The following is an 11328-nucleotide window of genomic DNA, read 5'->3' on the forward strand; positions in this document are numbered from 1 at the left end:
GCCTCGGTCCACAGGCCGAGGCGGCGACGGCGCGGCACGGCGGCGTCGAGCAGCAGTTCCACCAGCGACTGGCGCAGGCGCGTGCGCGCCATGTCGTGCACGCGCTGCGGCAGGCCCGGTTGCCGCGCAATCCAGCTGCACAGCGCGTCCAGCACGCGCAGGTAAATCGCATGTTCCGTGCGGCGGTCTGCCCCGGCCCAGGAATGGCGCGCATGGGCACGCACCAGGGAGACCGGCACGCGGTCCTGCGCGACGCCGACCGTGCCGGCGGCGGCCAGCCGCAGCCACAGCGCGACGTCCTCGCCCAGCGCCAGGCGCGGGTCGAAGCCGCCGAACCGCGGCCATGCGCAGCGGCGCAGCGTGATGACCGAGGTGTGCCAGTAGATGGTGGAGAACAGCATCGCATCCAGCCAGCCGGCATCGGCTTGAGGCACCGGCGCCAGATGGGTCACCAGCTCGCGCCGCGCGCCGTCGATGTCGGCACGTTCGAACGGCTCGATGCAGGCGTCGTGCGCCGGATGCCGATCCAGCCATGCCGGGGCATGGGCGAAGCGCCCGGGATGGTAGAGGTCGTCGGAGTCCAGGAAGGCCAGATAGATCCCGCGCGCCTGCGACGCGCCCAAATTGCGGCTGCGCGAAATGCCGAGGTTGGCACGGCCCGAGTGCGCCACGACGCGCACGCGGCGCGGCTCGCATTCGGCATAGCGCGCCAGGATGTCCGCTGTGCCGTCGGTGCTGCCGTCGTCCACGATCACCAGCTCCAGGTCCGGCGCGCCCGTGGCCAGCACGGAGTCGATCGCCTCGGCCACGCACCAGGCGCGGTTGAAGACGGGCATGACGACGCTGACGCGCGGTGCGGTCAAGGCGCGGACCGGTGGAAAAAGATGTTGCCCCAATAGCCGGGCTCGACGGCCGCGCGTGCGCCGTCCGGAGCCAACCTGTAGCTGGCGTAGCCCATGGCTTCGAAGGTGCGCGCCGCCGCGCTGTCCGGCGATGTTTCCACCATCACCAGCCGCGGGCGAAAGCGCCGCAGCGCCGCGTCGGCGCCGCGCACCACGGCATCCTCGGCATGCTCCACGTCGATCTTCATGACGTCGATGCGGGCAATGGCGCCTTCCTGCACCAGCGCGTCGATGGAGCGCGACGGCACCGTCATGCGCAGCTGCTCGGTGAGATAGCCGTTGTCGCGCGCCATCTGGTGCAGCACGGTGGAACCCAGGCCGCTCAGGTTGCCGGTGGGCAGGTAGAAGGTCAGCGCGTCCTGCGTCCCGTCGGCGATTGCGTAGGGCAGCAGCCGCGCGGCAATGCCTGGATTGAGCTGCGCCGTGCGGCGCACGCGCCGCTGCAGCTTCGGATTGGGTTCGCAGAAGTAAGCCACCGCGTCCGCGCCCGCGGCCTGCGCCAGCGCGAAGCCCCAGAAGCCGTGGTTGGCGCCGACGTCCAGGATGTGGTCGCCCGGGCGCACGGCGGCGCGGCAGTGGTCGATGTCCAGCTGCTCGTAGACCGGCGCCTTGCCTTCCAGGTGCGGCCACAGCATGTGGTCCTTGATGTCGCAGGCCACGGTGAGGCCCAGCCCGGCGAGGTACAGCTCGGCTTCGGCCGATTCGGCCTGGTCGTAGTAGTGCTGCAGGTAGGCCTGCAGCCTGCGCAGCGGCTCCGGCGGGCGCGGCTGGAACACCGGCAGCAGGCGGCGGTACAGGCCGGCGGCGTGCAGGCAGGCGCCGGCGGCGACACGGGCGCGGTACTTGATGCGTTCGATGGCGGGTGCGCTCATGTGCTGCCTTCTGGCGCCGGGTCGCAGCGCCAGGCCTGTTCCAGCATCACGCGGCAGCCGTTCTTCAGCGAGCCGGTGCCGTAGAAGTCGCCGTCTTCCACGTTGATCTCGTGCGCCGCGACGATGAAGTCGGCTACCGTGCCGCGCGCGGCGCAGTAGATGTTGCCGCTGTAGCGCCCGCCCCGGATCGGGAAGCGCGGGAGCGCGCAGCGGAACACGCCGCGGCCGGCCGCCACGCGCGCGAAGTCGCGGCCGGTGTCGGCGGTGTTGCAGTTGGTGACCGGCTCGCCGTTGCCGTCGCGGATGTCGAAGGCAACGAACACGTCCTCCAGGTCGGTGAACGCCTCGTAGGCCAGGCACAGCGTGCCGGTCTTGCCCAGCACCAGCGAGGGCATGCGCTCGCCTGCCGCGTTCTCGATCCAGGAGCCGGTGAAGCGCAGCCGGCCGTCACCGCTGCGGTCGGTGCGCGCATCCAGCGGCTGGCCGAGCGTGTCGGTGGTGTCGCCCAGGTGCGCGTCCACGATGCGGTCCACCGCGCCGTCGAGCGCCACGCGGCCGTTCTTCAGGTAGAGCGCGCGGGTGCACAGCGCCTGCACGGCGGCCATGTTGTGGCTGACGAACAGCACGGTGCGCCCGGCCCGCGCCACGTCGCGCATCTTGCCCAGGCAGCGCTTCTGGAAGGCGGCGTCGCCCACCGCCAGCACCTCGTCGATGACCAGGATGTCCGGGTCCAGGTGCGCCGCCACCGAGAACGCCAGGCGCACGTACATGCCGCTGGAGTAATGCTTGACGGCGGTGTCGACGAAGCGCTCGATTTCCGCGAAGGCGACGATGGCGTCGAACTGGCGGGCGATTTCCGCGCGCGTCATGCCCAGGATGGCGCCGTTCAGGAAGATGTTCTCGCGCCCTGTCAGCTCCGGGTGGAAGCCGGTACCGACCTCCAGCAGGCTGGACATGCGCCCGCGCAGCACGGCGCGGCCTTCGGTCGGCGCGGTGATGCGGCTGAGGATCTTCAAGAGCGTGCTCTTGCCCGCGCCGTTGCGCCCGACGATGCCCACCACCTCGCCCTGGCCGACCTCGAAGCTCACCCCGCGCAGCGCCCAGAAGGTGTCGGCCGCCTCGCGCGTGCCGGCCAGCTCACGCAGCCGCGCCAGCGGCCGCGTGAGCAGCCCGCCCAGCGCCTCGTAGAAGGTGGCGGGCGCCTGCTCGCGCCTGCCCACGGCATAGCGCTTGGACAGGTCCTGCACCTGGATGGCGGTGGCGGCGTTCATGTCAGATCACGTCGGCGAAGCGCCGCTCCGCCCGTTCGAAATACAGCACGCCCGCGACCAGCATGGCCAGCGAGACCGCCACCGACAGCGCGATGGAGGGAATGTCGAACGGCCGGCCCAGGAACGCCGAGCGAAACGCCTCCACCAGCCCGGTCATGGGGTTCAGCGCCATCAGCCAGCGCCACTTCTCGGGCACCAGGCTGAGCGGGAACACGATGGGCGTGGCGTACATCCAGATCTGCACCAGGAATGGCGTGATGTGCGTGAAGTCGCGGTAGCTGACGGTCAGCGCCGACAGCAGCGTGCCCACGCCCAGCGCGGCCACGGCAACCGCCAGCACGATCAGCGGGGCGGCCAGCAGCTGCGAGGACCACGCCACGCCGTACAGCGCCATCAGCACCAGCAGGATGGCCAGCGACACCAGCAGGTCCACCAGCGCCGCGCCGATGGAGGCGAGCGGGATGATGAGCCGCGGAAAGTACACCTTGCTGATCAGGTGCGAGGAGCCCACCAGCGACTGTGCCGAGGCGCTCACCGTGCTGGCGAAGAAGGTCCAGGGCAGCAGCGCCGTGAACACGAACACCGGGTAGGGCAGGCCGTCCGACGGCATCTTGGCCAGGAAGCCGAAGATCACGCTGAACACCGCCATGGCGCTCAGCGGCCGGATCACGGCCCAGGCCGCGCCCAGCACGCTCTGCTTGTAGCGCACCTTCACGTCGCGCGTGCCCAGCACCCACAGCAGCTCGCGGTAGGCCCACAGCGCGCGCCAGTCCAGCAGGCGCCACGCGCCGGGCGGCTCGATCACGGTTTCCGCTGTCATCCGTCGATGCGGCGGAACACGGTGGTTTCGCTCTTGTGGCCCATCATCGGCGCATAGCCCGGGTAGGCGCGGCGCTCCCAGTGCGGCGGGATGCCTTCGATGGGTTCGGCGCGGAACCAGTGCCAGTCGGTGTTGTCCACCACCAGCAGGCCGCCCGGCTTGATGTGGCGCACCGCGGCGGCTGCGCACTCGCGGCGGAACGCGCCGTCGACGATGACCATGTCGAAGTGGTCGTCCGGCCAGCCGTCGATGGTGCCCACGTACGAGGGCTTGTCGGTGGCGTGGACCAGGTGGGTGTTGGCGATGCGCAGCGCTTTCAGCTTGGCGTTGAGCATCTCCATCCAGCCGGCGTTGTCCTCCACCGAGAACACGGAGGCGGTGCGGCGCGCCCAGAACACGGTGGAGTTGCCGGCGCCGAACTCGAACACGCGCGCGTCCAGGGGCAGCGCGGCGCAGATGGCGCGCGTGGCGTCGAAGGTCAGCCAGGGCACCGGGTGGCTGAGGGGCCGCCCGCGCAGCAGCATGGTGCGCAGCCACAGCAGCAGATCGCCGGGGTGGCCGGAGGTGAGCAGCGACCACGCGAGCGACGCCCCGCGCGCGGCCAGCGCCAGCGGGTCGCGCCGCAGCGGCACCTTGGAGTCGGCCAGCGGATTGAACCTGGCGCGGTCCTCGTACGGGGCGGGGCCGGAAGTGGCCATCGGCTGGCTGTCGGCGGGAACGGAATGCATGGGTGTGTCCTTCAGGCTGAAGCGGCAACCGGGACTGCACTGCGCGCGCCCAGGATGTCCTCGTAGATGTCCAGCATCGACTGCGCGTGCCGGTGCCATGGAAAACGGGCCGCCTGCGCATGCCCGCGGCCGATGAGCGTGGCGCGCGTGGCGGCATCGTCCAGGCAGCGGCGCACCGCCTGCGCGAGGGCTGCCGCGTCGGTCGGCGCCGCCATCAGCGCGGCGTCGCCCGCCACCTCGGGCAGCGAGCCGGCATTGGAGCACACCACCGGCACGCCGCAGGCCATGGCCTCCAGCACCGGCCAGCCGAAGCCCTCGTAGAGCGAGGGGAACAGCAGGCAGTCGACCGCGTTGTAGAGCGCCGGCACGTCGGCGCCGGGCAGGTGCTCCAGCGCGATGACGTGCGCGGCCAGACCCGAGGCCGCGAGCCGCTGCCGCCAGTCGGCGCCGCGCGGGCCCAGGCGCACCAGCGTCACCGGTGCGGCGCCGGGCGTGGGGTCCGCATGCAGCGCGCGCAGCACCTCCAGGCAGGTGGCGTGGTTCTTGTAGAAGGCGTCGCCCGAGATCAGCACCAGCCGGCCGCCCTGCGGCAGCCCGAAGCGGTCGCGCAGCGCGCTGCGTCCGCGTGGGTCCGCCGGGCAAAAGCGCGGCGACAGGCCCAGCGGCACGACGCGGATGCGCGCGGCATCCAGGCCGCAGTGCGCGACCAGGTCGTCGGCCGTGTTGCGGCTGATCGCCACCAGCGTGTGGGCGCGCCGCAATGCCGCCAGCGATAGTTTGTTGAGCAGCGGATAGCTGCCGCGCGTGGTGCCGGCCAGCTTGCCGGCCCAGCGCAGCGCCGGAATGATGTCGTGCACCGTGACCACGGTGCGGCGCGGGTCCAGGGTCCACAGCAGATGGCCGTAGCCGTGGTCGATCACGTGGTTCAGCTGGCCCTGCTGTTGCGCCGCGGCGCGCGGATAGCGCACGTAGCGCGACCAGCGCATCTCGAAGGCGCCGGGCGTGCCGCGCCAGGGCAGGCGTGCGGCGCGCGGCACGACCTGCCGCAGCACGGGCGGGCGCGGCAGCTGCGCCAGCGCATCGGCCAGCGCATCGGCATAGATCTCCATGCTGGTGCGCCGGTCCTCCACGAAGTCGCGAAACAGCGTGACCTGCGGCGGCGCGCCGGGCGCCTGCGGGGAGAGCGGCCTCATGTCGTGTCGCCATCAGGCCGCGCGCAGCAGCCCGTCGAAGTAGTCGATGGTCTTGCGCAGGCCTTCTTCCAGCTGCACCTTGGGCTCCCAGCCGAGCCGCTCGCGCGCCAGGCGGATGTCGGGCTGGCGCTGCGTCGGGTCGTCGCTGGGCAACGGCTTGTGCACCAGCGGCGAGCGCGAGCCGGTCAGCGCGATCACCTTGTCGGCCAGCTGCCGGATGGTGAATTCGTTGGGGTTGCCCAGGTTCATCGGGCCGGGAAAGTCGGCCGGCTGCTCCATCAGGCGCAGGAAGCCCTCGACCAGGTCGTCGACGAAGCAGAACGAGCGCGTCTGCTGGCCTTCGCCGTAGATGGTGATGGGTTCGTTCTTCAGCGCCTGCACGATGAAGTTGGACACCACCCGGCCGTCGTTGGGGTGCATGCGCGGGCCGTAGGTGTTGAAGATGCGCGCCACCTTGATGTCCAGGCCGTGCTGGCGGTGGTAGTCGAAGAACAGCGTCTCGGCGCAGCGCTTGCCCTCGTCGTAGCACGAGCGGATGCCGATCGGGTTGACGTTGCCCCAGTAGCCCTCGGGCTGCGGATGCACGGAAGGGTCGCCGTAGACCTCGCTGGTGGAGGCCTGGAAGATGCGCGCGCCCAGCCGCTTGGCCAGGCCCAGCATGTTGATGGCGCCGTGCACGCTGGTCTTGGTGGTCTGCACCGGGTCGTGCTGGTAGTGCACCGGGCTGGCCGGGCAGGCCAGGTTGTAGATGCGGTCGACTTCCATGTAGAGCGGGAAGGTCACGTCGTGGCGCACGAACTCGAAGTTCGGGTTGCCGTGCAGGTGCGCGATGTTGCGCTTGCTGCCGGTGAACAGGTTGTCCGCGCACACCACCTCGTGGCCCTGGGCCAGCAGGCGGTCGATCAGGTGCGAGCCCAGGAAGCCGGCGCCGCCGGTGACGAGGACGCGTTGTTGGGGGTTGTACTGGCGCATTGCGGTTTGCCCTTCAGCGGCCGATGGCGTGGTATTCGAAGCCCTGCTCGCGGATGGCGGGCTCGTACAGGTTGCGTCCGTCGAAGATCACCGGCGTCTTCAGCGCCGCCTTCAGCGCCGCGAAATTGGGGCTCTTGAAGGCCTTCCATTCGGTGACGATGACCAGCGCGTCGGCGCCTTCGGCGGCGTCCAGCGGCGTGTCGGTGTAGCGGATGCGGTCCAGCAGCGCCGGCCGGTCGGCCATGTCCTGCGCCAGCGCTTCACGCGCCTGCGCCATCGCCACCGGGTCGTGCAAGGTGAGGCGGGCGCCGCGCTCCAGCAGCGCGCGCACCACCACCCGGCTGGGCGCCTGGCGCATGTCGTCGGTGTTGGGCTTGAAGGCCAGGCCCCAGATCCCGAAGCTGCGGCCGTGCAGGTCTTCGCCGAAGCGCTGCGCGATCTTGCCCACCAGCACGCCCTTCTGGTCCTCGTTGACCGCCTCCACAGCCTCCAGCACGCGCAGCCGCTGGCCGTGGGCGGCGGCGGTGCGCGTGAGCGCCTGCACGTCCTTGGGAAAGCAGCTGCCGCCGTAGCCGGTGCCGGCGTACAGGAAGCTGTAGCCGATGCGCGGGTCCGACCCCATGCCCCTGCGCACCTGCTCGATGTCCACGCCCACGCGGTCGGCCAGGTTGGCCAGGTCGTTCATGAAGCTGATGCGCGTGGCCAGCATGGCGTTGGCCGCGTACTTGGTGAATTCCGCCGCCTTCACGTCCATGTACAGCGTGCGCTCGTGGTTGCGGTTGAAGGGCGCGTACAGGTCGTGCAGCAGCTCCTTGGCGCGCGGCTCCAGCGGGCCGGCCTCGGTGCCGACCACGATGCGGTCGGGCCGCATGAAGTCCTCGATGGCCGCGCCTTCCTTCAGGAATTCCGGGTTCGACGCCACCGAGAATGCGTGCGCTTCGCCGGATGCACCGCGCTCCTGCAGCACGCCTTGCATCGCCTCGCGCACGCGCTGCGCCGTGCCCACCGGCACGGTGGACTTGGTCACCACCAGCTTGAAGCCGTCCATGTGCCGCGCGACGGCGCGCGCCGCGCCCAGCACGTGGCGCAGGTCGGCGCTGCCGTCTTCGTCGGGCGGCGTGCCGACGGCGATCAGCTGCACCTGGGCATGTGCCACCGATTGCGCGATGTCGGTGGTGAAGCGCAGCCGCCCCGCGCGGCGGTTGCGTTCGATCAGCTCGGCCAGGCCGGGTTCGTAGATCGGGACTTCGCCGGCTTCCAGCATGGCGATCTTGGCGGGATCGAGGTCCAGGCAGAGCACGTCGTTGCCCACGTCGGCCAGGCAGGTGCCGCTGACGAGGCCGACGTAGCCGGTGCCGATGACGGTGATGTTCATGGTGTTGTTCTTGTGGAAGCGAGGTGCGCTGTTGTACCCGCTGCGCGCATCAGGCCGGCTGGGCCTCGCATTGCCGCAGGAAATCGGCGTAGGCCAGCGCCAGGCCGCGTTCCAGGCCGACGGTCGGCTTCCAGCCCAGGCCTTGCAGCCGCTCGCTGCTGATCAGTTTGCGCGGTGATCCGTCGGGCCGCGTCTTGTCGAAGCGGATCTCGCCCTGGTAGCCGACCACGCGCGCCACGGTGCGGGCCAGCTCCGCGATGCTCACGTCGCTGCCGTAGCCGACGTTCAGCAGCGCCTGCATCGGCTCGGTGTTGGCGGCCCAGGCGGCGGGGTCCATGCCCATCACGTGCAGGCAGGCCGCGGCCATGTCGTCCACGTAGAGGAATTCGCGCCGCGGCGTGCCGGTGCCCCAGACCGCGACTTCGGGCGTGCCGGCCGCCTTGGCTTCGTGGAAGCGCCGCAGCATCGCCGGCACCACGTGGCTGTTCTCGGGGTGGTAGTTGTCGCCCGGGCCGTACAGGTTGGTCGGCATGACGCTGCGGTAGTCGGTGCCGTACTGCCGGTTGTAGCTCTCGCACATCTTGATGCCGGCGATCTTGGCGATGGCGTAGGGCTCGTTGGTGGGCTCCAGCGGGCCGGTCAGCAGCGCCTCTTCGCCCATCGGCTGCGGCGCCAGCTTCGGGTAGATGCAGCTGGAGCCGAGGAACAGCAGCTTGCGCGTGCCGTGGCGCCAGGCGGCGTGGATCACGTTGGCCTGCACCATCAGGTTGTTGTAGATGAACTCCGCCGGATAGGTGTTGTTGGCGTGGATGCCGCCCACGCGCGCGGCCGCCATGTACACCGCGTCGGGCCGCTCGGCGGCGAAGAAGGCGTCCACCGCGGGCTGCTCGGTCAGGTCCAGCGCGTCGTGCGTGCGCGTGACGATGTGCGTGCTGCCGCCGGCGCGCAGGGCGCGCACGATGGCGCTGCCCACCATGCCGCGGTGGCCGGCCACATAGATCTTCGGTTGTGCATTCATGAGCGGGCGATCCGGCGGTAGAGGAGGTGGTAGGCCAGCACGCAGCCTGCGGCGCAGGCCACCAGCACCGGGGTGCTGCCGGAAAACGCGATGCCGAACAGGGCGGGAATGGCGGCGCAGGCCCACATCACCACCGAGACGGCGGAGTTCTGCAGGGTGGGATGGAGTGCCGGCAGGCGACGCTGGACGATCTGGGTGGCCACCAGGCTGTGCAGGTGGCGGCGGTCGGGGTGGGCAGCCGGCTGGTGCGAGCGGTTGCGCCGCGCCACGCTGTAGCCCACCTCGATGATCGGGTAGGCGCACACCAGCAGGCTGGCCCAGGGCGAGACGGAGGCGTTGCGCATCGGCAGCAGCACCGCCAGCCAGGCCAGCGCGAAGCCGGCGAAATAGGCGCCGCCGTCGCCCAGGAACAGCTTGCCCCAGGGGAAGTTGACCAGCCAGAAGCCCGCCACCGCGGCGGCCAGGATGACGGCCGTGGCGGCCAGCGGCAGGTCGCCGCAGCCGGCCGCGATGGCGGCGATGGCGGCCAGCGCGATCACCGTGGTGCCGCTGGCCAGGCCGTTGAAGCCGTCGATGATGTTGATGGAATTGGCGACGCCGCCCACGGCCACCGCGGTGAGCAGCAGCGCTGCCGGCGCATGGGCCAGAGCCGCGTCCAGCAGCGGCACGTCCAGCCGCGACAGCATCACGCCGCTCAGCACGCAGGCCAGCGCGCCGCTGGCCATGGTGGCGATCAGCCGGGTGCGGATGCCGACGCGCTTGGTCACGTCTTCCAGCAGGCCGACCAGCAGGCAGGGCACGCCGGCCAGCAGGATGGTGCCCAGGATGCGCCGGGTGTCGGCGTGCGCGACCAGCATCCAGGCGACCAGCAGCGCGAGGTAGATGCCGACGCCGCCCACGCGCGGGGTCGGCTGCAGGTGGAAGGTCTGCACGGCGCCGGGCGTGTCCATGGTGTAGCGCCCGTGGCGGCCGGCAGTGAGCACCAGCACCATGGCCAGCGCGAAGGAGGCCAGGGCACTGGTGGCGACGGAGTAGGCGACGGATTCCACGTTGTCTTGTTCAGTCAGCAGGCCGGCCGCAGACGTGGGAACGCAACAGGCTGTCGCTGGCCCGACGCATCGGGCTGCAAAGGCAGCGCTTCCTGGCATTCCCACAATGACATCGCGTTCCCATCCGTATTCGCAACACTTTATTACATGTACTGTTGACTTGAATACGGCAATTTCGTAGTGCAGCACAAATTTGATGCAAGCTCGTGCGTAATTAACGCTCAGCCGGGGCGCCATTGTTACCGTCGTGCTGGTGTTCCCGCCGCTTATGATGGGCTGGAGATGGCGCCGGAACAACACTCCTCGTGGGCGAAGCTGCTGGCGCTGGCCCTGCTGCTGGCGGCCATCGGCAACGGAGCGGGCGCCTACCTCAAGCGAATCGGCGTGCTCGACCGTGAAGCATACAAGGCCTTCTGGGCCGTCCGCTGCGCCATTCCCGACAGGGCCGAACAGCGGCCCTGCCTGGTCTACACCACCCCAGCCGAGATTGCCGCGCGCGCGGCCCAGCCGCCGATGGACGCGGCCGATGCCGCCTACCGCCACGTGTACCGGCCCGGCCCGGTGGAGCGCGTGCTGAAGCTCGCCAAGGACGCGTTCTGGCTGCTGCTGCTGGCCACGGCCGCCTGGACCTTCGCTGCCGCGCGCGGTGGCCCGCCAGGCCCGCGCCGTGCTGCACCGCTGCTGCTGTTCGCGCTCGACGCCCTGGCGGCCCTGCTGGTGTCGTTGCCCGTCAACGGCGTGCTGGTCGCCCTGGCGGGCGCGCGGGGCATGCTGTTCCTGCCGCTGGCACTGGCCGGGCGCGGGCTGGTCCATCACATCGGCGTGTTCGCGCTCGGCGCGTCGGCGCTGCTCGTCGTGCAGGCGGCGCTGGTGCCGTTCGAGCTGTGGCGCGGCCTGCACATCTTCCACGAATGGTCGCCCTGGGACCTGGCGCGCCGCGCGGCCGGCACGCTGGTGCAGCCCAACAGCCTGGGCGTGTTCACCGTCTGCGCCCTGGCGTTCCACTTCTGCTTCGCGCCGCGCCGCGCCGGCTTCGCCTGGCTGCTGGCGCTGGGCGGCGTGCTGGTGGTGGCGAGCGCGTCCGGCACAGGCATGGTGTGCGCCGCGCTGGGCGGGGCGGCGCTGCTG

11 protein-coding genes are annotated in these 11328 nt (G+C 70.7%); 1 reads left to right on the forward strand and 10 read right to left on the reverse strand.

The features are described 5' to 3' along the window. The 10 genes from H0U68_RS04135 to H0U68_RS04180 all read right to left on the reverse strand — a co-directional run. A partial coding sequence (locus H0U68_RS04135; RefSeq protein WP_296352955.1) for a glycosyltransferase occupies window positions 1-863 on the reverse strand: 863 nt, incomplete at its 3' end. Then, the gene (locus H0U68_RS04140; protein WP_296352957.1) at window positions 860-1774 is read right to left on the reverse strand and encodes an FkbM family methyltransferase; all 915 of its coding nucleotides are present in this window, start codon (window positions 1772-1774) and stop codon (window positions 860-862) included. The genes H0U68_RS04140 and H0U68_RS04135, both read right to left, overlap by 4 nt. Further along, window positions 1771-3045 carry an ABC transporter ATP-binding protein gene (locus H0U68_RS04145; RefSeq protein ID WP_296352958.1) on the reverse strand — a complete coding sequence of 425 codons (1275 nt, stop codon included), beginning with the start codon at window positions 3043-3045 and terminating at the stop codon, window positions 1771-1773. The genes H0U68_RS04140 and H0U68_RS04145 overlap by 4 nt, the downstream gene beginning before the upstream one ends. Window position 3046: 1 nt before the next feature. Next, window positions 3047-3865 (reverse strand): ABC transporter permease, encoded by an 819-nt coding sequence (locus H0U68_RS04150; protein WP_296352960.1) that lies wholly within the window; start codon window positions 3863-3865, stop codon window positions 3047-3049. Beyond that, window positions 3862-4593 (reverse strand): hypothetical protein, encoded by a 732-nt coding sequence (locus tag H0U68_RS04155; protein ID WP_296352962.1) that lies wholly within the window; start codon window positions 4591-4593, stop codon window positions 3862-3864. Before H0U68_RS04155 ends, H0U68_RS04150 begins: the two co-directional genes overlap by 4 nt. Before the next feature lie 11 nt (window positions 4594-4604). After that, window positions 4605-5786 (reverse strand): glycosyltransferase family 1 protein, encoded by a 1182-nt coding sequence (locus tag H0U68_RS04160; RefSeq protein WP_296352964.1) that lies wholly within the window; start codon window positions 5784-5786, stop codon window positions 4605-4607. A 12-nt stretch (window positions 5787-5798) separates the two neighbouring features. Next, a complete protein-coding gene (locus tag H0U68_RS04165) occupies window positions 5799-6758 on the reverse strand; it encodes a UDP-glucuronic acid decarboxylase family protein (RefSeq protein WP_296352966.1) in 960 nt (319 codons plus the stop codon). Window positions 6759-6771: 13 nt separating this feature from the next. Then, window positions 6772-8133, reverse strand: a complete 1362-nt coding sequence (locus H0U68_RS04170) for a UDP-glucose/GDP-mannose dehydrogenase family protein (RefSeq protein ID WP_296352968.1) — start codon at window positions 8131-8133, stop codon at window positions 6772-6774. A gap of 49 nt (window positions 8134-8182) precedes the next feature. Further along, window positions 8183-9151 (reverse strand): GDP-L-fucose synthase, encoded by a 969-nt coding sequence (locus H0U68_RS04175; protein ID WP_296352970.1) that lies wholly within the window; start codon window positions 9149-9151, stop codon window positions 8183-8185. Further along, window positions 9148-10200, reverse strand: a complete 1053-nt coding sequence (locus H0U68_RS04180; protein ID WP_296352971.1) for a glycosyltransferase — start codon at window positions 10198-10200, stop codon at window positions 9148-9150. Before H0U68_RS04180 ends, H0U68_RS04175 begins: the two co-directional genes overlap by 4 nt. Before the next feature lie 282 nt (window positions 10201-10482). Here H0U68_RS04180 and H0U68_RS04185 point away from each other — a divergent pair. Beyond that, on the forward strand, window positions 10483-11328 hold an 846-nt coding region (locus tag H0U68_RS04185; protein ID WP_296352973.1), incomplete at its 3' end, for a hypothetical protein.

Origin of the sequence: Ramlibacter sp. (assembly GCF_013697775.1) — a bacterium.
GTDB lineage: Bacteria > Pseudomonadota > Gammaproteobacteria > Burkholderiales > Burkholderiaceae_C > Ramlibacter.